Origin of the sequence: Phaeobacter sp. JH20_02 (assembly GCF_048056915.1) — a bacterium.
GTDB classification, from domain to species: Bacteria; Pseudomonadota; Alphaproteobacteria; order Rhodobacterales; family Rhodobacteraceae; genus Phaeobacter; species Phaeobacter bryozoorum.
In genome coordinates, this window is the sequence record NZ_JAYMVP010000029.1 from 72978 (window position 1) to 94246 (window position 21269).

Annotated in this window: 23 protein-coding genes and 1 tRNA gene; 14 read left to right on the forward strand and 10 right to left on the reverse strand. The window is 61.5% G+C overall.

What is annotated here, in order from left to right; genetic code table 11:
• The first annotated feature begins 127 nt into the window (after window positions 1-127).
• The 3 genes from VWY34_RS18530 to VWY34_RS18540 are packed head-to-tail and all read left to right on the forward strand — an operon-like array spanning window position 128 to window position 2528.
• Window positions 128-583 (forward strand): ATP-dependent zinc protease, encoded by a 456-nt coding sequence (locus tag VWY34_RS18530; RefSeq protein WP_340546655.1) that lies wholly within the window; start codon window positions 128-130, stop codon window positions 581-583.
• Window positions 580-1485: a 30S ribosomal protein S6--L-glutamate ligase gene (rimK, locus tag VWY34_RS18535; protein ID WP_340546656.1), complete on the forward strand. Its 906-nt coding sequence runs from the start codon at window positions 580-582 to the stop codon at window positions 1483-1485. The genes VWY34_RS18530 and rimK overlap by 4 nt, the downstream gene beginning before the upstream one ends.
• Window positions 1485-2528: a succinylglutamate desuccinylase/aspartoacylase family protein gene (locus VWY34_RS18540; RefSeq protein ID WP_340546657.1), complete on the forward strand. Its 1044-nt coding sequence runs from the start codon at window positions 1485-1487 to the stop codon at window positions 2526-2528. Before rimK ends, VWY34_RS18540 begins: the two co-directional genes overlap by 1 nt.
• A 65-nt stretch (window positions 2529-2593) precedes the next feature.
• On the opposite strand, the gene VWY34_RS18545 is transcribed toward VWY34_RS18540, so the two are convergent.
• On the reverse strand, window positions 2594-3484 hold the full coding sequence (locus VWY34_RS18545; RefSeq protein ID WP_416544455.1) for an AraC family transcriptional regulator N-terminal domain-containing protein: 891 nt from the start codon (window positions 3482-3484) through the stop codon (window positions 2594-2596).
• Between the two features lie 133 nt (window positions 3485-3617).
• On the opposite strand from VWY34_RS18545, the gene VWY34_RS18550 reads away from it, so the two are divergent.
• The 3 genes from VWY34_RS18550 to VWY34_RS18560 all read left to right on the forward strand — a co-directional run bounded on the left by VWY34_RS18550 (window position 3618) and on the right by VWY34_RS18560 (window position 7699).
• Entirely contained in the window at window positions 3618-3758 is a 141-nt protein-coding gene (locus VWY34_RS18550) for a hypothetical protein (RefSeq protein WP_416544454.1), read from the forward strand.
• A 12-nt stretch (window positions 3759-3770) separates the two neighbouring features.
• Window positions 3771-4583, forward strand: coding sequence for an SDR family oxidoreductase (locus VWY34_RS18555; RefSeq protein WP_416544453.1), 813 nt, complete (start codon window positions 3771-3773; stop codon window positions 4581-4583).
• Window positions 4584-4819: 236 nt separating this feature from the next.
• The gene (locus VWY34_RS18560; protein ID WP_416544452.1) at window positions 4820-7699 is read left to right on the forward strand and encodes a Hint domain-containing protein; all 2880 of its coding nucleotides are present in this window, start codon (window positions 4820-4822) and stop codon (window positions 7697-7699) included.
• Window positions 7700-8109: 410 nt separating this feature from the next.
• Here the strand turns inward: VWY34_RS18560 and VWY34_RS18565 are convergent.
• Both VWY34_RS18565 and VWY34_RS18570 read right to left on the reverse strand, forming a co-directional pair.
• A tRNA-Ala gene (locus VWY34_RS18565) sits at window positions 8110-8185 on the reverse strand.
• 175 nt (window positions 8186-8360) lie between these two features.
• Window positions 8361-8687 carry a TIGR02300 family protein gene (locus tag VWY34_RS18570; RefSeq protein WP_416535560.1) on the reverse strand — a complete coding sequence of 109 codons (327 nt, stop codon included), beginning with the start codon at window positions 8685-8687 and terminating at the stop codon, window positions 8361-8363.
• A gap of 100 nt (window positions 8688-8787) precedes the next feature.
• Here VWY34_RS18570 and VWY34_RS18575 point away from each other — a divergent pair, with 100 nt between their 5' ends.
• From VWY34_RS18575 to VWY34_RS18585, 3 genes are all read left to right on the forward strand, one after another.
• Complete coding sequence (locus tag VWY34_RS18575; protein WP_416544451.1) at window positions 8788-9480, forward strand: M48 family metallopeptidase; 693 nt, start codon at window positions 8788-8790, stop codon at window positions 9478-9480.
• Window positions 9481-9566: 86 nt separating this feature from the next.
• Window positions 9567-10223 (forward strand): GntR family transcriptional regulator, encoded by a 657-nt coding sequence (locus VWY34_RS18580; protein WP_340546682.1) that lies wholly within the window; start codon window positions 9567-9569, stop codon window positions 10221-10223.
• A gap of 219 nt (window positions 10224-10442) precedes the next feature.
• Window positions 10443-10592 (forward strand): hypothetical protein, encoded by a 150-nt coding sequence (locus tag VWY34_RS18585; RefSeq protein WP_416545178.1) that lies wholly within the window; start codon window positions 10443-10445, stop codon window positions 10590-10592.
• 76 nt (window positions 10593-10668) lie between these two features.
• Here the strand turns inward: VWY34_RS18585 and VWY34_RS18590 are convergent, their stop codons facing one another.
• A complete protein-coding gene (locus VWY34_RS18590; protein ID WP_340546683.1) occupies window positions 10669-11631 on the reverse strand; it encodes an acetyl-CoA carboxylase carboxyltransferase subunit alpha in 963 nt (320 codons plus the stop codon).
• A gap of 120 nt (window positions 11632-11751) precedes the next feature.
• On the opposite strand from VWY34_RS18590, the gene VWY34_RS18595 reads away from it, so the two are divergent.
• The gene (locus tag VWY34_RS18595) at window positions 11752-12588 is read left to right on the forward strand and encodes an AraC family transcriptional regulator (RefSeq protein WP_416545180.1); all 837 of its coding nucleotides are present in this window, start codon (window positions 11752-11754) and stop codon (window positions 12586-12588) included.
• A gap of 3 nt (window positions 12589-12591) precedes the next feature.
• Here the strand turns inward: VWY34_RS18595 and VWY34_RS18600 are convergent, their stop codons facing one another.
• On the reverse strand, window positions 12592-13188 hold the full coding sequence (locus VWY34_RS18600; protein WP_340546685.1) for a LysE family translocator: 597 nt from the start codon (window positions 13186-13188) through the stop codon (window positions 12592-12594).
• Between the two features lie 73 nt (window positions 13189-13261).
• Between VWY34_RS18600 and VWY34_RS18605 the strand changes: the two genes are divergently transcribed.
• The gene (locus tag VWY34_RS18605; RefSeq protein WP_416534626.1) at window positions 13262-13714 is read left to right on the forward strand and encodes an Lrp/AsnC family transcriptional regulator; all 453 of its coding nucleotides are present in this window, start codon (window positions 13262-13264) and stop codon (window positions 13712-13714) included.
• 53 nt (window positions 13715-13767) lie between these two features.
• Here the strand turns inward: VWY34_RS18605 and VWY34_RS18610 are convergent, their stop codons facing one another.
• Both VWY34_RS18610 and VWY34_RS18615 read right to left on the reverse strand, forming a co-directional pair.
• The gene (locus VWY34_RS18610) at window positions 13768-14373 is read right to left on the reverse strand and encodes a hypothetical protein (protein WP_416545182.1); all 606 of its coding nucleotides are present in this window, start codon (window positions 14371-14373) and stop codon (window positions 13768-13770) included.
• Window positions 14374-14425: 52 nt separating this feature from the next.
• Window positions 14426-15388, reverse strand: coding sequence for an L-malyl-CoA/beta-methylmalyl-CoA lyase (locus tag VWY34_RS18615; RefSeq protein WP_416545184.1), 963 nt, complete (start codon window positions 15386-15388; stop codon window positions 14426-14428).
• A gap of 315 nt (window positions 15389-15703) precedes the next feature.
• Here VWY34_RS18615 and dgcN point away from each other — a divergent pair, with 315 nt between their 5' ends.
• The 3 genes from dgcN to VWY34_RS18630 all read left to right on the forward strand — a co-directional run bounded on the left by dgcN (window position 15704) and on the right by VWY34_RS18630 (window position 18716).
• On the forward strand, window positions 15704-16705 hold the full coding sequence (gene dgcN / locus VWY34_RS18620) for an N-acetyltransferase DgcN (protein ID WP_340546689.1): 1002 nt from the start codon (window positions 15704-15706) through the stop codon (window positions 16703-16705).
• A gap of 174 nt (window positions 16706-16879) precedes the next feature.
• Window positions 16880-17845, forward strand: coding sequence for an N-acetyl-D-Glu racemase DgcA (dgcA, locus tag VWY34_RS18625; protein WP_416545331.1), 966 nt, complete (start codon window positions 16880-16882; stop codon window positions 17843-17845).
• 10 nt (window positions 17846-17855) lie between these two features.
• Window positions 17856-18716: a D-amino-acid transaminase gene (locus tag VWY34_RS18630; protein WP_340546691.1), complete on the forward strand. Its 861-nt coding sequence runs from the start codon at window positions 17856-17858 to the stop codon at window positions 18714-18716.
• Window positions 18717-18795: 79 nt separating this feature from the next.
• On the opposite strand, the gene VWY34_RS18635 is transcribed toward VWY34_RS18630, so the two are convergent.
• The 3 genes from VWY34_RS18635 to VWY34_RS18645 form a co-directional block, all read right to left on the reverse strand.
• Window positions 18796-19470 (reverse strand): type 1 glutamine amidotransferase domain-containing protein, encoded by a 675-nt coding sequence (locus tag VWY34_RS18635; RefSeq protein WP_340546692.1) that lies wholly within the window; start codon window positions 19468-19470, stop codon window positions 18796-18798.
• A gap of 30 nt (window positions 19471-19500) precedes the next feature.
• Window positions 19501-20532 (reverse strand): NADP-dependent oxidoreductase, encoded by a 1032-nt coding sequence (locus VWY34_RS18640; protein WP_416545186.1) that lies wholly within the window; start codon window positions 20530-20532, stop codon window positions 19501-19503.
• Between the two features lie 73 nt (window positions 20533-20605).
• The gene (locus tag VWY34_RS18645) at window positions 20606-21190 is read right to left on the reverse strand and encodes a TetR/AcrR family transcriptional regulator (RefSeq protein ID WP_416541107.1); all 585 of its coding nucleotides are present in this window, start codon (window positions 21188-21190) and stop codon (window positions 20606-20608) included.
• Window positions 21191-21269 lie beyond the last annotated feature (79 nt).

The following is a 21269-nucleotide window of genomic DNA, read 5'->3' on the forward strand; positions in this document are numbered from 1 at the left end:
CTTGTGGATGCTCATAACCCTCGCTGTTCATTTGCAAATGACCGTTCTGACAGTCCGCTACCCCAATTGGCTAATCATTCGGGAGCTGTCATAACAGGGGCAGCTATGGAAACAGGAGACGATTCATATGCTCGTTGTCGGCTGGCAGGAACGGGTTGATCTCCCGCTTCTTGGACTTACGAACCTGAAGGCGAAAATCGATACAGGTGCGCGCACATCGGCGCTTCATGCTACAGATATTGTGACGTTCGAACGCGACGGCGTTCCCTGGGTTCGTTTTCACACACGGTTCGACGATGATTCACACGACACCGATGTGGAATCTCCGATCCATGATCAGCGCGAGATCAAGAACACCAGCGGCATTCCGGAAACCCGGATCGTTATCCGGACCAGATTTCGGATATCGGACCGCTTGTGGAAGATCGATCTGTCGCTGACCGAGCGTACCGAGATGAAATTCCGCATGATCGTGGGGCGCACGGCCCTGCGCGGGCATTCCATCCTGGTGAACCCCGCCAAGCGCAATTTGACGGCACCGAAACCAGCAGCCGCAATCGTCGGCAGAAGGAAAAACTCATGAAAATCGCGTTGCTCGCCAGAAACGCCAATCTCTATTCCCACAAACGGCTGGTGGAAGCCGCCGAGGAACGCGGTCACGAGATCCACGTCATCAACACGCTGCGGTGCTACATGAACATCGCGTCGCGGCGCCCGGAGATTTATTACAACGGGGAAAAACTGGAAGGTTACGATGCGGTCATTCCGCGGATCGGGGCCTCTGTCACCTTCTATGGCATGGCGGTTCTGCGCCAGTTCGAGATGATGGGTGTCTACCCATTGAACGAGAGCGTGGCGATCGGGCGGTCGCGCGACAAACTGCGCTCAATGCAGCTTCTGGCGCGCGACGGGGTTGGCCTGCCGGTGACGACCTTCGCCCATGATCCCAAGCAGACCGAAGAGGTGCTGGAGCTTGCGGGCGGTGCGCCCCTGGTGATCAAGCTGCTGGAGGGGACACAGGGGCTTGGCGTTGTTCTGGCCGACACGAATCGCTCCGCGAAATCGGTCATTGAAGCGTTTCGTGCGACCGACACGAATATCCTGATCCAGGAGTTCATCAAGGAAGCCGGCGGGACCGACATCCGCGCGATCGTGATCGGGGGACGGGTCATCGCGGCGATGAAGCGTACCGGGGCCGAGGGGGAATTCCGGTCCAATCTGCATCGTGGCGGCTCGGCGCAATTGATCAAACTGTCGCCGGAAGAGCGCTCAACCGCCGTGCGGGCTGCGAAATCCATGGGGCTGAATGCCTGTGGTGTCGACATGCTGCGTGCAAATCACGGGGCGGTGGTGATGGAGGTGAATTCCTCCCCCGGACTGGAAGGCGTTGAAAAGGCGACCGGTCTTGATGTTGCTGGCAAGATGATCGAGTTCATCGAGAAGAACGCCAAACCCGGCAAAACCAAAACGAAGGGCAAGGGCTAATGATCAAACGCCCGGGGTTTGATATCGGCGGGGAGCTGATCCCGCCCGGCACCCGGCGCACCGTTGATCTGCCTGTCAGTTCACTGTCAGACCATACGCCGGTGAATATGTCAGCCCATGTCGTTCATGGCAAAACGGAGGGGCCGGTTGTCTTCGTCAGCGCAGGGGTGCACGGCGACGAGGTGATTGGCATCGAAATCGTACGGCGACTGCTGAAATCACCTGCGTTGCGGGGCCTCAAGGGCACGTTGATTGTGGTCCCGATTGTGAACTCCTTTGGATTCATTAACCGGTCCAGATATCTGCCGGACAGGCGGGATCTGAACCGCTCTTTCCCTGGGAACGAGGGCGGATCGCTTGCTGCGCGTCTTGCGCATCTGTTCCTGAAGGAGATCGTGTCGCGCTCTGATGTCGGGATCGATCTCCACTCGGCGGCGATCCACCGGATCAACTATCCGCAGGTGCGCGTGTCGCCGGAGGATGCCGTGGCACGGGAGATGGCGGATGTCTTCGGCGCCCCGATCATCATGGAATCGGCGATACGACAGGGATCCCTGCGAAACTCGGCAAAGGAGCTGGGAAAGACCGTTCTGCTCTATGAGGCGGGTGAGGGTCTGCGATTTGATGAGGTTTCGGTGCGCGCCGGGCAGGCTGGCATTCTCAGGGTGATGAAATCATTGGGGATGATTTCCGCCCGCGGCGTGGCGCCCGCCAAGGCGCGCCCGCAGTTCTGCCCCTCCAGCAAATGGCTGCGGGCGCCGATGGGTGGCCTGTTTCGCAGTCTGAAGGCAGACGGCGATCCGGTGCGCCAGGGCGACGTACTGGGGGTGGTGTCTGATCCCTTTGGCGAAGAAGAAACCGAGGTCGTCGCGCCGTTCGATGGTATCATCGTGGGGCGGGCGGTACTGCCGGTGGTGAACGAAGGTGACGCCGTGTTCCATCTGGCGCGGGTTCAATCCATGAAACAGGCCGAGAATGCCATGGATGATCATTCATCACAGCTCGCGGATGATCCCATGTTCGACGAGGATGAGATCATCTGATCCATGCGGCATGGGCATTTCAGTGTTCCCACCGTTGTCCGACAGCCCGCGGCGAGACAGGGGGGCTAGGTCGGCGTCGCGGTATCGCGGTCCTGCCTTGGAGATCTGCCAAACTTGCGGGAGTATTCGCGCGAGAACTGCGCCGAGCTCTCATAGCCGACGGAAAAAGCTATTTCCGACACTTTTGCATCGGTTGACCTGAGCGCGTCGCGGGCTTTCAGTAGGCGCAGATCCTTTTGGTATTGCAGCGGGGATGTGCCGGTCACGGCCTTGAACTGTTCGAAGAAGGCAGAGTTGCTCATGCCGATCCGGTCGGCAAGCTCGCCGATTGCGATTGTCTGCGAGAGATTTGCCTGAAGGTCACGGGTGGCGAGATGGATGCGGCTTGCTGTGCTTTGGTGCCAGAGCAGCCGTTGCAGACCAGCCGCGTGCTGCCCGATCAGCAACCTAGCGTGGACTTCGCGAGCGGTGATCGGGGCCAGCACTTTTGCTGTCTCAGCCCCCTCGCATTGGTTGAGATAGCGCGAGAGGGCCTCCTCAAGGCCGGGATCGGTATCACACAGGCAGATCGAAAACGGGTCGCAAGGAGTGGATGTCGAGGCGGGCGGCACCGCAGATGCCAGAGACCGCAGCACATCCAGGTCCAGTGGGAAGACAAGTGCCGTGTAGGGGTGTTCGGCCGATGCCTGGGTGATGCGCGAGATGACCGGGAGTGTATGGCTGACCACGAGGGACTGGCCCGCGCTGACGGTGAGGCTTCTGTGGTTTGAGCCGACGGATTTTGCGCCCTGCAGAATCAGACATAACAAAGGTCTGTAGACGGTCGACTCCAGCCCCGTTCTGGCGTGGAGGCGCAGCATATGCGTGTTGCTGGCGTCGTGGTGTATCGCGCCATCCCTGACCCCCGACCGATCCAGTATCGCGGTCACCTGTGCGTATAGACTCTGCTTGGCCATGCAGCTTTTCCTCCAGGGCTGCTTCGGACATAGCAGTCGGTGAGGTCTCTACATAACAGAAATCACCAGTTTCGGAGTATCAGGCAAGTATTCTGGATAATCGAGAAAGAATAACGGCTGGACGGAGAGCATTGTGGCATCAGTGATGGTTGTGAACTTCAACAGAGGGGAGATGCACTATGATGGAAAAGGCGACGAGCCGGTGCCTCACCACATCACCCGCCATGTCACGACGCGCGTCGGTATCGAAGAGATGTTCACGCAGAACCCCTGAAGGAGAGCGACTATGAAAACCATTCTGATTACGGGCGCCTCGTCGGGTATCGGCGAAGCCACTGCCAGACACTTTCAGGCGCAGGGCTGGAATGTCATCGCGACCATGCGAAGCCCCGACAGCACGGGCGAGCTGGCGGCACTCGACAACGTCCATCTGGCGCGGCTGGATGTGACCGACCCGGCGTCGATTGCAGCGGCGGTCAAACAGGGCATTGAGCGTTTTGGCCGAATTGATGTGCTGCTCAACAATGCAGGCTATGGCGCCTATGGCGCGCTTGAGGCGTTTTCGATGGAGCGGATCCGGCGCCAGTTCGACACCAATGTGATCGGGTTGCTGGAAGTGACCAAGTCCGTGTTGCCGCATATGCGGGAGAACCGGTCAGGCACGATCATCAATATCTCCTCCATCGGCGGACAGATCACATTCCCGCTCGGCACGCTTTATCATGGCACAAAATTCGCTGTCGAAGGTCTATCGGAAGCGCTGCATTACGAACTGGAACCGCTGGGCATCCGGGTTCGGATTGTCGAGCCGGGCATGATCAGAACGAATTTCGGTGGCAGCTCCTTTGATTTTGCACTGGATGACAGCCTGCCTGACTATGCGCCCACGGCTGAGGCCATGGGGCGGGTGTTCAGCAGGCTGGCCTCCAGCCCGTCTGCCCCTGCAACCGTCGCCGAAGTGATCTGGGGGGCCGCCAATGACAGCGGCGACCGTCTGCGCTTTCGGGCCGGGCCAGATGCTGTTGCGCTTCTGGATCAGCGGCATCAGCAGGATGACGCCACATTTATCGGTGGCATCAAGGAGCTGATGAAACCATAGTTTCAACGGTTTCGGCGCTGGCTTTCAGCGGTTGCAAAGTGACGCTGGGAGATCGGGCCGGATATCGGTTCGGGCGGGCCGTTTTACGGCTGGAACACGCGTTTCGGCGCCAGTTTACTCTTTTTTATCGCAAGACCTCTAAATTGGCCTTGGTATGTGTAGATACCATTGGCCATGGGTCCGTTCCCACTGGTCATGAATACTGCGTTTTGATCAGCTAAGGATTGATACCCGCCATGCCCCGTCCAAGTTGGCTCGAAGATCTCCTTGCTACTCTTGTCGGTGGCCGGGGTAATGACAGAATGGGCGGCACCACCGGTGACGATACCATGGATGCCGGTGAGGGAGACGATACCGTTGCCGGTGAGGAGGGCAGCGATGTCATCGACGGGGGCCTCGGCAATGACGTCATCTATGGCGACATGGGGGACGGTTTTGCGCAGGGGGCAAACGCATCACCGCTGACGCTCGACATCAACAACATCCAGAGCGTGGTCCATGACGGCAGCACCGGCTCCGTCGGGAACTATGCGATTTTCAGGGATATCGCTAAGCTTGAGGATGGCACCAGCATCTCCGGCAGGCTGATCCTGCTTGAAAAATCCAACGCCAATATGTCGGTTGAATTCGGCTATACCGCCGGCGCGGAAATCCTGTTGACCGGGAACCAGCCGGGGGATCAGGCCAAATTCCGGCTGGAGTTTTTTGATCCCATAACCGGTGAAACGGTCTATCTGAACTCGACCGCGACCTTCAACGACATTGATGACAACAGTCAAACCGGCGACGCCGAGGCGGTGATCATCGATGGCAACAGTTTCACCTCTTTTGGTATTTCCTCCGATTCCTCGCTGACCACGGGTATCGACGGAAATGTGGTCAAGGCCACCGGTTCGGAACTGAACGATTATACGGATCAGGATTCCTGGTTCTCTGCCTCCTTTGAGGATCGTTCGTCGATCGAGTTCACCCTGCAGACCCGTGTCGGATTGTCGGGTTTTACCCTATCGGGTGATATTCTGGACGATCCGGTCACCACGATCATCGAACAGGGCGCCGATACCGTGCTGGCGGGCGACGGCAATGATATTGTCTATGGTCAGGGCGGCAATGACTCCATCATGGGCGAGGAGGGGGACGACCATCTGGAGGGCGGTGATGGCGATGACGTCATGGATGGCGGCGTCGGCGCGGATACCCTGATTGGCGGCGAGGGGGGCGATACCCTCTCCGGCGGTGACGGCGATGACTATATCGAAGGTGGTGCCGGTGATGACCAGCTGTCCACCGGAATTGGCAACGACACGCTGATCGGCGGCGAGGGCAATGACACCCTGAACAACTCGGCCGGCGATGACAGCCTGGTCGGCGGTGTTGGCAACGACAGCATCGTTGCGACCGACGGTTTTGACACGCTGGAAGGTGGTGCTGGCGACGACACCATGTACGGGGGCAATGACGGCGACCTCCTGCTTGGCGGCGCCGACAACGACCTGATGTATGGCGAGTCCGGAAACGACAGCCTCGACGGCGGTGATGGCAACGACGTCATGGACGGCGGCATTGGCAACGATACGTTGATGGGTGGTCTCGGGGCCGACACCATCTCCGGTGGTGACGGGGATGATTACATTGATGGCGGCGATGGCGACGACAGCCTGACCACCGGCCTCGGGAATGACACGCTGATTGGGGGTGCAGGCAATGATACCCTGCGCAACTCGGCCGGTGACGACAGCCTGGTGGGCGGGACCGGCGATGACAGCATCGTCGCAACCGATGGCAACGACACGCTGGAAGGCGGCGATGGCGCCGACACGATGTATGGCGGCAATGACAACGACCTGCTGGTCGGGGGCAGCGGCGCTGACAAGATGTATGGCGAAGCGGATGCCGATACGTTCCAGATGTCGGACGGCTTTGGCAATGACACGATCTCGGGCGGTGAGGCCGGCAATGACTCCGACCACATCGACATGTCAGCAGTCACCAGCAGTGTCACGGTAACCTATACCGGGTTTGAAGCGGGGCAGATCACCGACGGCGCCGATACGGTCACCTTCAGCGAGATCGAACGGCTGACCCTGACGAACCAGGGCGATGTGGTTGATGCCTCGGTTGACAATGCCGGTGTCAATATTGATGCCGGTGCCGGGGATGACACCATCACGCTGGGTAGCGGCCAGGACTCGATCATCGGCGGCGCCGGCGATGACCGGCTGATCCTCACCCAGGCGGGCGGCGTTGATACCGTCGGCGATTTCGATCTCAACGATGACGATGGCAATGGCTTCTACAACGATCAGCTGGATGTTTCGGGGCTGACTGGTGGCAGCGGAGTCGGCGGCGCGGTCATGACCAGCGATGTTGTCGTTTCCGACGATGGTTTCGGCAATGCCCTGCTGACCTTTCCGGGGGGTGAACAATTGGTGCTGCAGGGGGTTACCCCCGCGCAGATGAGCAGCCACAATCAGCTCTATTCAGCGGGGATCCCCTGTTTTACCCCGGATGTCCTGCTTGCAACGCGGCGGGGGGCGGTTCCGGCCGGTCAGATCCGGGTCGGCGATCTGCTGCAAACCGCTGACAACGGCTTTCAGCCGGTGATCTGGGTCGGCAAGCGTCATCTCAGCTCGGCCGAGCTGCTGCAGCGCCCGCATCTGCGTCCCTATTGCCTGCGCCCCGGTGGGATCCTCTCGCCGGAGCGTCCGATGCTGCTGTCACCCCAGCATCGCCTGATTGTCAGTGATCGCGCCCTGATGCCGGATCATTCCCGCGACGAAAAGTTCATCTCGTCGAAATTGCTGGCCGAAGCGGATCCAGACTTCACCTGCCAGATCGCGCATCACGCACCCGTCACCTATGTGCATCTGATGACCGAGCAACATGAGGTTATCTTTGCCGAAGGCATCGCGACCGAAACTTTCTGGCCCGGCCCCGAGGCCATCCGAGGCCTTTCGGTCGATGATATGCGAGAGCTGCTGACCTTGTTCCCCGACCTCGCTGCGGTGCATGGGTTGACCGGCGAGCCCGGACGTAGCCGCGTGCGCGGAGCCTATGGCGATCTTGCACGTCGATCCCTCAGGCGCCGCGACATCGGGCATCTGCACGCGGCCTGACACGGCGCGAGGGCATGGGGTGCTGACGCTCGCGCGGCGCGAGGTGCCCGATCTGGGGATCGGCATGACCGCAAGGTGACCACGCCGCGTGACCGCATATCTGCTCGCAGCACATCTTTTCAAGCCATCGTCGCGTGCGGCGGGCGTCATGAGCGGATGGTGGTTGTGCTGTGGCCGTGGTCTTCGGCTCAGGGTCTATTATGCGCTGCCAAAAATGCAAAACGAGGAGATGGTCGCCCATTTGCCGCCCCCCGTTCTGACAGGAGAAAGGACTGCAAGGCGATCTTTCTGCCCAAGGGTGCGGATCAATGCGGCAGTGATTGTTGAGTGAAAACAGCACCTTGCGGCACAGATGAGCCAGTTCACGCTGTGGGGTGAGCCACGCCATCTTACTCATTTCAGAGAGGGTTTGGTGGAGCCTAGCGGGATCGAACCGCTGACCTCCTGCATGCCATGCAGGCGCTCTCCCAGCTGAGCTAAGGCCCCAAACCGCCGCGTTTCGTTTCCGTCTCGCGGTGTGTGACGGTGATTTAAGGGAGGCTGGCGCGGGCCGCAAGCGGAAAATGCACCATCGTCCGAGATTTTTTTGGCAGCTGAATTTCGGCTGTAATTCTGGCTGTCCGGGGGAGGTGGCAGCACCTCCCCCAAGGGCCGTGTGGCCTTAGGAATCGTCGTCTTCAGAGGCGACGTCGGCGATATCTTCAAGCGAGACGTTGTCCTCGTCGTCATCGTCATCCAGGACGTCGTCGCCCAGATCCAGATCGACGTCATCTGCATCATCAAGCACCGCGTCATCGCCGTCGGTGTTTTCCTTGGCCTTGCGGCTTGCCGCGTCTTCGGCGTCGGCTTCGATCATCCGGCTTTTGCCGTTGTTCAGTTCGACCACCTCGCCAGTGTATGGGCTGATGATCGGGTTCTTGTTCAGGTCATAAAAACGTTTGCCGGTTGTCGGGCAAACGCGCTTTACACCCCATTCTTCATTGGGCATGTGGATCCCCTTGATTTTCTGCTGAGTCGGTTCGACGATTCAGGTGCCTTGCCATATGCGCCGGGTGCTGTCAAAGCCTTTGCCAAAAGGGGAGGTCGCCATGGCTGATCATCACCTGCCCGGAGATCCGCCGGTTCCGCTGACGCTGCGCCGCTCGGCGCGGGCGCGGCGGATCAGTTTGCGGATCTCCGGGCTGGACGGGCGGGTGACGCTGACGCTGCCGGCGCGGGTGCCAGAGCGAGAGGCGCTGGCCTTTGCCCAGGAAAAGGAAGACTGGATCCGCGGCCATCTGGCGCGGCACCCGGATCCCATAGAGGTAGGCTATGGCAGCCTGCTGCCCATTGACGGGCAACCGCGACGGGTGGTGGCTGGAACCGGGCGTCGCCTGCTGTTGCAGCCGGGACAACTGGCGGTGCCGGGGGCGGTGAACGGGGCGGGGCCGGGGCGCCGCATCCAGCGCTACCTGCAAGAGCTGGCCCGCGACCGGCTGGCGGCGGCGTCGGATCGATATGCGGCGGCGCTGGGCCGCAGCTATTGCCGGATCAGCCTGCGGGATACGCGGTCGCGATGGGGATCCTGTTCCTCCGATGGCGCGCTGATGTACTCTTGGCGGCTGATCCTGGCGCCACCGGAGGTGCTGCGCTACGTCGCGGCGCATGAGGTGGCCCACCTGGCGGAGATGAACCACTCACCGGCCTTCTGGGCCATCGTCCGAGAGCTTTACGGGCCATATGACGGGGCGCGTGGCTGGCTGCGCAGCGAAGGCAACAACCTGCATCGCTACCGGTTCTGACGGCGCCGGGGCGCGCGGGGGAGGGCTCAGGGCCTCGCGCTGTGAGAGCTGTTGACGTGACGTGGTTTTGTGATCACAAGAACCTCATGTCCAATCCCGTTCGCCCCACCGCCGAGCCGCCCACAGGGTCCGCCCATGATCGGGTCTACCGTACCTTGCGCACGCGGATCATGCATGGCGAGATGACGCCAGGGGAGGCGCTGACCCTGCGGGGGATTGGTCGCGAGTTTGATGTGTCGATGACGCCGGCCCGCGAATCGGTACGGCGGCTGGTGGCTGAGGGGGCGCTGTTCCTGTCGTCTTCGGGCCGGGTGTCGACGCCGGAGCTGACAAACGAGCGGATCGAAGAACTGGCGGCCCTGCGCGCGCTGATCGAGGTGGAGCTGGCCAGCCGGGCGCTGCCGCGTGCGCATATTGCCCTGATCGACCGGTTGCAAAGCATCAATACCAATGTGGCCGAGATGATCTCCAAGCGCGATGCGGTGGGCTATATCCGCACCAATCTGGAGTTTCACCGGACGCTTTATCTGCGGGCGCAGGCGCCAGCGATGCTGGCCATGGCAGAGACCGTCTGGTTGCAGCTGGGCCCGACCATGCGGGCCCTCTACGGGCGGTTGCGGCGGACCGAGCCGCCGCAGAACCACAAGCTGATCATTGCCGCGCTGAAGGCGGGGGATGAGCCGGGATTGCGGCTGGCGGTCCGGTCTGACGTGACCCAGGGGCTGCGGCTGCTGGCAGGGTGAACGCAGGATCTGCGGTGTCCCAATGTCGGCCGGGTGCTCCCGCCGGCTCCGGCCAATTATAACAATTGTCCTCGCAGTTGGGCCTGGCCCGGCGCCATGCGCCGGGCCAGGCCCAAGGCCGCCAGCGGCAGCGGCGTAAGCCGGTGACGCGTGGCCGCGGGAGCGCTTGCGTACCGTTGCCCTGAGGGCCGGCGCTGATCGAGGATCGGAGGGAGCTGGATGACCGATCCCTCCTGTCTGGCCGATGAGGACGGCGAGACCGGGCCAGCAGTGCGGGCCGCTTTGCTCAGTTGCCGGTTGGCAGCCGGTGATGCACCGCTGATGTCACAAAGCCGACCGGGCGAGGGTCGGCTTTGTCGGCTGCTGTAGTGATGGCCATGCGCCCTGGCCCGGGCCGATATCCGCACGGCGCCGCAAGGATGCGGACTTCAGGGCGGGGAAGGCGTCAGGCCGCCAGCCCCTTGGAGCCGATGTCCAGGAACTTCTGGCGTCGGTCCTTGATCAGCGTGGCGGCATCTTTGCCCTCCAGCTCGGCCAGCATCTCCGCCAGCGCGCCGCGCACCGCCTCAAAGGCGGCTTCGGCATTGCGATGGGCGCCGCCGAGCGGTTCCGGGATGATCTTATCCACCACGGCCAGCTCCTTGAGGTTCTGGGCGGTAAGGCGCAGGGCTTCGGCGGCTTCACGCATTTTCTCGGCATCCTTCCACAGGATCGAGGCGCAGCCTTCGGGGCTGATCACGGAGTAAACCGAATGTTCCAGCATCGCGACGCGGTTCGCGGTGGCAAAGGCCACAGCGCCACCGGAGCCGCCTTCGCCGATGATGATGGAGATCAGCGGTACACCGATCTTGAGGCACATCTCGGTGGAGCGGGCAATGGCTTCGGATTGGCCGCGTTCTTCGGCACCTTTGCCGGGATAGGCGCCTGCGGTGTCCACAAGGGTCACCACGGGCAGGCCGAAACGACCGGCCATTTCCATCAGGCGGATGGCCTTGCGGTAGCCTTCGGGGCGGGCCATGCCAAAGTTATGGGCGATGCGAGCCTTGGTGTTGGACCCTTTTTCATGGCCGATCACCATCACCGGCTGGTCGTTGAAGCGGGCCAGGCCGCCCATAACCGCCAGATCATCGGCAAAGTTCCGGTCACCGGCCAGTGGCGTGTATTCGGTGAACAGCGCATCAATGTAATCGCGGCAATGCGGCCGTTCGGGGTGACGCGCGACCTGACATTTGCGCCAGGGGGTCAGATCCTTGTAAAGATCGATCAGCAACTGCGCCGCCTTGGCGTCTAGCGCTGCGGCCTCATCTGTCAGATCGGCCTCTTCATTGGCCCGGGCCAGGGCGCGCAGTTCTTCCGCCTTGCCTTCGATTTCGGCCAACGGTTTCTCAAAATCCATGTACTGGGTCATGTCGTCTCACTCGAGCGGTTTGCCCGATATATGGCCTCAAGGGGCGGCGGATGCAACTCAGCAAGATTTGTGAAGTGCTGCTATGGCATCCAAAACCGGTCAGAAGAGGGACGTTTTCCGATGAGCAGCTCCTATGAGGACCGCATTCTGCGTGTGCTGGCGTATATCTACGACAACCCCGAGGGGGATCTGTCGCTGGATGCGCTGGCGGATGTCGCGGCGATGTCGCGGTTCCATTGGCACCGGGTGTTTCGCGCCCTGACCGGGGAAACCTGCGCGCAGGCGGTGCGCCGTATCCGGCTGCATCTGGCGGCGACCGCTCTGGTGCAGGGCAGCGCGCGGATCGAGCGTATCGGCGAGGCTGCCGGCTATCCCAATCCACGTTCCTTTGCCCGTGTTTTCGCCGATGCCTATGGGGTGTCGCCCGCTGCGTTTCGCAAAAGGGGCCGTCTTCTGCCGCCAAATCCCAATCTGATTGCCAAAGGAGAACCCATGTTACCCGTTACCCTTCGCACCGAACCCGGCCGCAGGCTGGCCGCGCTCGCCCACAAAGGCGCCTATAGCGAGATTGGTCGCAGTTTCGAGGCATTTTCCGCGCTTTGTACGGCGCGCAATCTCTGGCCGCAGATGCGCCAGATGATCGGTGTCTACCTCGACAGTCCGGATGCTGTTCCGGATGCGGAGCTGCGCAGCTTCGCCGGGGCCAGCACGGCCGATGACAGCGTCCTGCCGGAGGGGATGGAAGAGGTTGTCTTGCCCGGCGGCAAGACCGCAGTCCTGACTTACAAGGGGCCATACTCCGGGATCCATGCGGCCTATGGCGATCTGTTCGGGGCCTGGTTACCGCAGTCGCAGGAAGAGCCGGCCGATGCGCCCTGTTACGAGATCTATCTCAATGATCCGCATCAGGTCGCGCCGGAGGAGCTGCTGACCGAAATCTGCCTGCCGCTGAAGTGAGTGTCAGCCCTGTAGCAGGATCGCGGCCAGCGAGGCCAACAGCAGCGCCGCCATGGTCCAGTTGAATGCCCGCAGCTGAGCAGGCCGGGTCAGCAGCCGTCGCAGTTGCTGACCCAGAATGGTCCAGGTCGAGGCTGAGAAACAGCCAATCAGCAGATAGGTGCCCGATACCCAGAGGATCGCCGTCACATCGCGGCTGGCTGCATAGAGGGTGATCGCGCCGAGTGCCATTGCCCAGGCCTTTGGGTTGACCCATTGGAAGGCGCAGGCCTGAAGAAAGCTGAGCGGTGTGCCCTGTGCCTCGCCGTCCTGCGGCGGGGCCGCATTGGCGACCTTCCAGGCCAGCCAGAGCATATAGGCCACCGACAGGGCGGTCATGATCCAGGTGAGTGGCGGGAAGGCGTCGAACAGCTGCATCACGCCAAGGCCCACCGGCAGGATCATCAGCGGAAAACCGATCGCCACGCCAAGAAGATGTGGCAGGGTGCGCTGGAAACCGAAATTGGCGCCTGAGGCCATCAACATCAGATTGTTGGGACCGGGCGTGAAAACAGTGCCGAAGACAAAAGCCGCAAGGGCGAGGAAGAGTTCATAAGTCATGGCGATGAAAATGCAGGGTCTCGGCATGAATGAAATTGCGTTCTCTGCGTGAATGGATCATGTTTTGCAACAAATGGCGAAACTTGATCAAATAAACGACAAGATATTGCGTGAGCTGACCCGGGACGGGCGGATCAGCAATCTGGAGCTGGCCGACCGGGTTGGTCTGTCGCCCTCGGCCTGTCTGCGCCGGGTACAAGAGATGGAGCGCAGCGGTCTCATCACCGGCTACCGTGCGGTGCTGAACCGTCAGGCGCTGGGCGTGGGGTTTGTCACCTATATCGGCGTTGGCCTTGGCGAACACACCAAGGAAGCGCAGGAGGCCTTTGAGGTTGCGATGCGACAGGCGCCGGAGGTGGTGGAGTGCCACAATATCACCGGCACCATCGAATATCTGCTGCGGGTCGAATGCGCAGATCTGCCAAGTTACAAGAAGTTTCACACCGATATTCTGGGCACGTCGCCTTATGTCACTTCGATCACCACCTATGTGGTCATGGGATCGCCCAAGGATCTGCGGGCCTGAGCGCCGGGGTGGTGGTATTTTTGAGTATTTGAGGAAAGGTGACAGGGCTGCTGTCACCCTTCGGCCAGGGCGGCGCGCATGGCGATGGCAGGGGAGGCCAGTACGGGGATCTCCGTTTTTACGAGATCAGCAGCCCCGGCCATCGAGGCCTGCGCCAGGACCACACAGGCGGTATCAGCCACCAAGGCCAGGCTGGTGCTGATCCAGGTGGCGATCTCGGTGTGGAACAACTCGCTGTTGCCATTGGTGAAATGAGGCCAGAGGCCGGTCAGCGGCAGGCTGCGGATCTCGGCGGTCTGGCCGTTTTGGGCGAAGGCGCGTTCGAGCAGCGCAGTGGAGGCCGCGCGGGTGCTGTCCAGGCAGTAGGCGAGCAGCACCGGACCGCCGATCTGGGCGGCGGCCTGCATCATCGGCCAGTCGAGTCGCGTGGCGCCAGCGGTTTCTGCCAGCTCGCCCAGCGTGGTGCAGGTGCACAGGGCGGGACCGGTGACCTGGCGGATCTCGGCGGTGACCTCCTCGCGCAGGGTGTCGTCGATGCCATTTTGCGCCCGTTCCAGCCAGTCGGGGCGGACAATGTGATGCAGTTTTGCCGAGCCGGCCAGCGCCTCGAAGGTTGCCACATGGACGTCGGCCGTATGGATGAGCGTGAGGTCGGTCATGGTCTGCGCCTGTGGCTGGGCGGGAGCGCGGTTGCGCTCCCGGCTTTCTGGGTCAGCTGTTGCTGGCGATCAGGTCCGATTGGGCGACAATCACCTCGGCCTGTTTGATCGAGGCGATATCGACCAGGCGACCCTTGTAGACGGTGGCACCTTCGCCGTTGGCCTTGGCAGTTTCCATTGCGGCAAGGATTTCGCGGGCCTCGGAGACTGCCTCTTGCGACGGGGTGAAGACCTGATTGGCCAGTGCGATCTGTTTGGGGTGGATGGCCCATTTCCCGACCATCCCCAGCGTGGCGGAGCGTTTGGCCTGGGCGATATAGCCCTCGTCATCAGAGAAATCTCCGAATGGACCGTCCACCGGCAGGATGCCATGGGTGCGACAGGCGGCAACGATGGCGGCCTGCGCCCAGTGCCAGGGATCGGACCAGTGTTTTTCGCCCGCGCGCAGCATGTAGTAGGCTTCCTGCGTGCCGCCGATGCCGGTGGTCTGCATGCCCATCGAGGCCGCGAAATCCGCCGCACCCAGCGACATGGCCTGAAGGCGCGGGCTGCTGGCGGCGATGGCTTCGACATGGGCGATGCCCGCAGCGGATTCGATGATCACCTCAAAGGATACCGGTTTGCTGCGGCCCTTGGCGCGTTCAATGGCGGTGACCAGCGCGTCGACCGCATAGACGTCTTCAGCGCAGCCCACCTTGGGGATCATGATCTGATCGAGGCGGTCACCGGCCTGTTCCAGAAGATCCACAACATCGCGATACCAATAGGGCGTATCCAGCCCGTTGATGCGCACCGACATGTATTTGTTGCCCCAATCGACCGTGTTCAGGGCCTCGATCACATTGGCGCGAGCGCTGTCCTTGTCGGAGGGGGCTACCGAATCTTCCAGATCGAGGTTGATCACATCCGCTGCCGAGGCCGCCATTTTGGGAAAGAGCTTGGTGTTGGAGCCGGGGCCGAACAACTGGCAACGGTTGGGGCGGGCCGGGGCGGCGGGTTGGATGCGAAAACTCATGCTGGTGACCTTTGGGTAATGAAGTGTCAAATTTTCCTTCTGTTTTGGTATTAAATTACGATCCGACCTGCAAGGAATTTGTGCAAGCGCAGCATTGCAGATGCAGAAAGCGACAGCTCTGACGCGTGCCTGCGGGCGCAACCAAGCAAGGAACGCGCGCATCCGTCGCGAGGATCGAATAATCTTCGTGTAATTTGCAAAAACGTCGAAGAATTCTGCGTTGACCTGCGGATATTGCGCGGAATTCGGGAGCCTCTCGCAGAGCGGCTCTCTTACACTCGCGCGGAACTCGACTTTTACTCAGGAGGCCCCGCCATGATCGAGACCCCGTATCTGCTGTTTCTGGGCGACGCGCCCGATATGCTGGCTGCCAAGGTGGCCATCGGTATCCGTGACTGGCGGCCCGACCATGCGGTGGGCCAGATCCGCCTGCCGGGCTGTGGTGCCGATCTGGGGCTGACCGACATGACGCTGGCAGAGGCCAAGGCCGCCGGTGCCAAGACGCTGGTGATCGGTGTTGCCAACCGGGGCGGCGTGATCTCTCCGGCGTGGAAAGAGGTGCTGATTGCGGCCCTCGAGATGGGCTATGATCTGGCGTCTGGCCTGCACAACCTGCTGCGTGACGAGGGCGATCTGGTGGCAGCTGCCCAGACCCATGGCGGCACCCTGCATGATGTGCGCGTGCCCACTGTTGGCTATCCGATCGCCAATGGGGTGAAGCGCAGCGGCAAGCGCTGTCTGGCGGTTGGCACGGATTGTTCGGTCGGCAAGATGTATACCGCGCTGGCGATGGATGCCGAGATGCAGGAACGCGGGATGAAGTCGTCCTTCCGCGCGACGGGTCAGACGGGTATTCTGATCACCGGCCAGGGCGTGCCGCTGGATGCCGTGATTGCGGATTTCATGGCCGGTGCCGTCGAGTATCTGACGCCGGACAATGAAGACGACCACTGGGATCTGATCGAAGGTCAGGGCTCTTTGTTTCACGTGTCGTATTCCGGGGTGACCATGGCACTGGTGCATGGTGGGCAGCCGGATGCGCTGATCCTGTGCCATGAGCCGACCCGTGAGCATATGCGTGGCCTGCCGGGATATAAGCTGCCGAGCCTGGAGCAGCTGCGTGATACCGCGCTGCCGCTGGCGCAGGTTTCCAACCCGGACTGCAAGGTTGTCGGCATTTCCGTCAACACCCAGCATTTGAGCGAGGAAGAGGCGAAATCCTACCTCGCCGAGGTCGAGGCGCGGATGGGTCTGCCTGCGGTTGACCCCTATCGCCATGGCGCTGGCCGTCTGGTGGACGCGCTGAACGCGGTGTGATCTAACCTTGCTGTCGCCGGGGTGGTCCGACAGGATCGGAGCCTCCGGCGGGAGTATTTCGGGAAAGATGACATCCGGGGCCTGCGTCCTTGCCGGCGCCTTGTCCGGTTGGATCCCGCGCGGTCGGATTTGACCAAATAGAGATTGACTAAAACCGCAGTGATGGAGACAGCCATGCAGATCAGCGTGACCCCCGATACCTTCAAGCTGGCGCAGGTCTTTACCATCTCCCGCGGCTCGCGCACCGAGGCCAAGGTGCTGACGGTTCGCATTGAGCAGGATGGTATGACGGGCTGGGGCGAATGTGTGCCCTATGCGCGCTATGGCGAGACGCTTGAGAGTGTCACTGCCGAGATTGAAGGTCTGCCCGAGACATTTGGTCGTGAAGAGCTGCAATCGCTCCTGCCTGCGGGCGCGGCGCGCAACGCAGTGGATTGTGCGCTATGGGATCTGGAAGCGAAACGGGCGGGCAAGCGCGTCTGGGAGCTGGCAGGTCTGCCGGAGCCAAAGCCCGAGATCACCGCCTATACGCTGTCGCTTGATAGCCCCGAGAACATGCAGGCGCAGGCAGCGAAGAATGCCTATCGTCCGCTTCTGAAGATCAAGCTGGGGACCGCTGACGATATGGCCCGCCTGGAAGCCGTGCGCGCGGGTGCGCCTGATGCGCGGATCATCGTTGATGCCAATGAGGGGTGGAGCGCGGAGGTCTATGCCGATCTTGCCCCGCATCTGGTGCGGCTGGGTGTGGCGCTGGTTGAACAGCCGCTGCCCGCGGGAGAGGATGAGGCCCTGTTAGGGATGGAGCGGCCGGTGCCGGTCTGCGCCGATGAGAGCTGCCATGACCGTGAGAGCCTTGCTGCGCTTGAAGGAAAATATGATGTCATCAATATCAAGCTGGACAAGACCGGCGGGCTGACCGAAGCGCTGAAACTGCGCGAGGCGGCACTGGCGCGGGGCTTTGATGTGATGGTGGGCTGCATGGTGGGATCGTCTCTGGCGATGGCCCCTGCGACACTGGTGGCGCAGGGTGCGATGGTCACGGACCTTGACGGGCCGCTGCTTCTGGCCGAAGACCGCGAGGAACCATTGAATTTCGACGCAGCCGGCGTGCACCCGCCGAACGCAGCCTTGTGGGGTTAAGGAGACCAAGATGACCCGTACCGTATATGTGAATGGCGAATACCTGCCCGAGACCGAAGCCAAGGTCTCCATTTTTGACCGCGGCTTTCTGATGGCGGATGCGGTTTATGAGGTGACGTCGGTTCTGGGCGGCAAGCTGATCGATTTCGAAGGTCACGCCGTGCGTCTGAAGCGCTCGCTGGATGAGCTGGAGATGGCGGAGCCCTGCTCGAAGGAAGAGCTGCTGGAGATACACCGCAAGCTGGTTGAACTGAACGGTATCGAGGAAGGCCTGGTCTATCTGCAGGTCAGCCGTGGCTCGGACGGGGATCGTGATTTTGTGTTCCCCTCTGCCGATACCCAGCCGACGCTGGTGCTGTTTACCCAGAACAAACCCGGTCTTGCGGACAGCCCGGCAGCCAAGAAAGGCGCCAAGATCATCTCGATCGAGGACATCCGCTGGGGCCGTCGCGACATCAAGACTGTGCAGCTGCTCTACCCCTCCATGGGCAAGATGATGGCCAAGAAGGCCGGCGCAGATGACGCCTGGATGATCGAGGATGGTCATGTGACCGAGGGGACGTCGAACAACGCCTATTTCGTCAAGGATGGCGTGATCGTCACCCGCCCGCTGTCCAATGACATTCTGCACGGCATCACTCGCAAGGCGGTTCTGCGCATGGCGGAAGAGGCACAGCTGAAAGTGGAAGAGCGCCTGTTCACCATCGAGGAAGCCAAGGCGGCGGATGAGGCCTTTACCACCTCGGCTTCTGCTTTCGTGATGCCGGTTGTTGAAATTGATGGTGTAGCGCTGGGCGATGGTACGCCGGGTCCGATCGCCAAGCGCCTGCGCGAGATCTATCTGGAAGAAAGCATGAAAGAAGCGATCTGATCGCGCTGTTCTGCGAGACCGGAAAAGGCCGCCCCCGTGATGGAGGGCGGCCTTTTTATTGGTGGTCTGTCGCGCGTCGTTAGAGAAGCGACATCAGCTTGCGGGCTGCATCCTCGGAGGAGGCCGGGTTCTGTCCGGTGACCAGCTTGCCGTCGATGATGGCAAATTCCGCCCAGTCGTCCTGTTTTTCATACAGGCCGCCATTGGCTTTCAGCATGTCCTCGACCAGGAAGGGCACCACATCGGTGAGGCCAACGGCCTCTTCCTCGGTGTTGGTGAATCCGGTGACGCGCTTGCCCGCCACCAGCGGTTTGCCATCGGCCCCCTCGGTGTGGCGGAACACGGCCGGGGCGTGGCAGACGGCGCCGACCGGGCGGTCGCTCCGGGCGAACCCTTCGATCAGGCGGCGGCTGTCGGCGTCTTCGGCCAGATCCCAGAGCGGGCCGTGGCCACCGGGGTAGAAGATCGCATCGAAACCTGCGTCTGTCACCTCGGACAGCACCTTGGTATTGGCCAAGGCGCCCTGCGCGGCGGGATCGTCCTTGAACCGGCGGGTGGCTTCGGTCTGGGCGCTGTCATCGTCGCTTTTGGGGTCAAGTGGCGGCTGGCCGCCTTTGGGCGAGGCCAGCGTGACTTCGGCGCCGGCATCTTTGAACACGTAGTAGGGGGCGGCGAATTCCTCCAGCCAGAAGCCGGTTTTTTCGCCCGTGTCGCCCAGTTGGTCGTGGGATGTGAGAACCATCAGGATTTTCATCTCGGGTCTCCTTTCCATATGAAGTTCAGATCAGTCGGCGAGGTGAATGACGCGTTTGCCAAAGGCCTCGCCTCTCAGGAGACCAACGAATGCGGCGGGCGCTTGTTCCAGACCTTCGATCATTTCCTCGCGGTATTTCACTTTGCCGTCCTGTACCCAGCCGGTCATCTGCTTGGCGAACTCCGGGTAGAGGTGGCCGAAATCGTCAAAGACAATGAAGCCGCGCATGGTAATGCGCTTGCGCAGCAGCTGGCCCATCAGATAGTTCATCCGGTCGGGGCCTTCGGGCAGGGCGGTGGCATTATACTGGGAGATGAGGCCGCAGAGCGGGATCCGAGCCGAGGGGTTCAACAGCGGCATCACCGCATCGAAGACGGCACCGCCGACGTTCTCGAAATAGATGTCGATGCCATCCGGGACCGCTTTGGTGAGATCGTCGGCAAAGCTATCAGTCTTGTAATCTATGCAGGCATCAAAGCCCAAAGTGTCGACGACATGCTGGCATTTTTCGGCCCCGCCGGCGATGCCGACAACGCGCAAACCGAGGATCTTGCCGATCTGGCCTACGGTCGCCCCCACGGGTCCGCTGGCGCCTGCGACCACCAGTGTTTCGCCTTCCTTTGGCTGGCCGATCTGGGTGAGACCCGCCCAGGCGGTGAGACCGGGCATGCCCAGAACACCAAGCGCCCAAGAGGGGTTCTGCGGGGTCTTGCCCATATTGATGGTGAGGGTTCCATCAGACAGCGCATAGTCCTGCCAGCCGCCGAAGGCGACAACCCAGTCGCCCGGTTCGTACCCCTGAAGGTTGGAGGTCACGACCTGGGCAACGGTGCCGCCCACCATGACCTCTCCGATTTCGACCGGAGCGGCATAAGACGGGGCGCTGCTCATCCGGCCGCGCATGTAGGGGTCCAGCGACAGGTATTCGTTGCGCAGCAGCATCTGGCCTTCGCCGGGGGTCGGGATGTCGCTGGTTTCCAGGCGCAGGGTGCTGTCGGTCGGCTCACCCTTGGGGCGCTCTGCGAGGACGAATTTGCGGTTGGTGCTGTCGGACTGTGGCATGGGATGATTCCTCTCTGATGAAGTTACGAACTAGACCGATCGTCTAGTGGTTGGAAAATTTTTTTGGCGCGGATCAGCTCTGCGGTGGTGGGAGCATGATCAGGGTCTGGGACATGGCGGTTTCAAACGGCGCGCCGTCCTGGGACAGATGTGCCATGAGGCTGGCTCCCAGCCAGATCTGGTAGAGGGTTGTGGCGGTCTGGTCGGGATCGACACTTGCGGCCAGAGACCCATCCGCCTGTGCGCCGCGAAGGCAGTCGGACAGGCGGGCGACGATCGATTCCACGCCGTGTTGCAGGATCGCGCGCATGTCGGCGGACAGATCGGACACTTCTGCTGCTAGCTTCACGATCAGGCATTTCTGCTCTGCGTTGCCGGAGATCTGGCGATCTTTCCAGCAGCGGAAATAGCCCAGCACCTGATCCCGCCCCGATTGTTCGGGATCATTCAGCGTGTGCCGGAGCTCCAGCCGGTATTGATCAACATAGTGGCGCAGGAGCGCGCAGCCATAATCCTCTTTCGAGGCGAAATAGTGATAGAAGGAGCCTTTGGGCACCTGCGCCGTGCTCAGCAGCTCGGTCAGGCCAACCGAGGTGTAGCCGCGCTGTGCGGTCAGCTTGCGGCCGGTGTCCAGAATTTGCAGGCGTGTCTCACTCATGACGCTAGACATAAGCTGACTAGACCGATTGTCTAGTGGCGCTTACAGAATTATTTCTGCGGCGGATCAAACCTGCTGA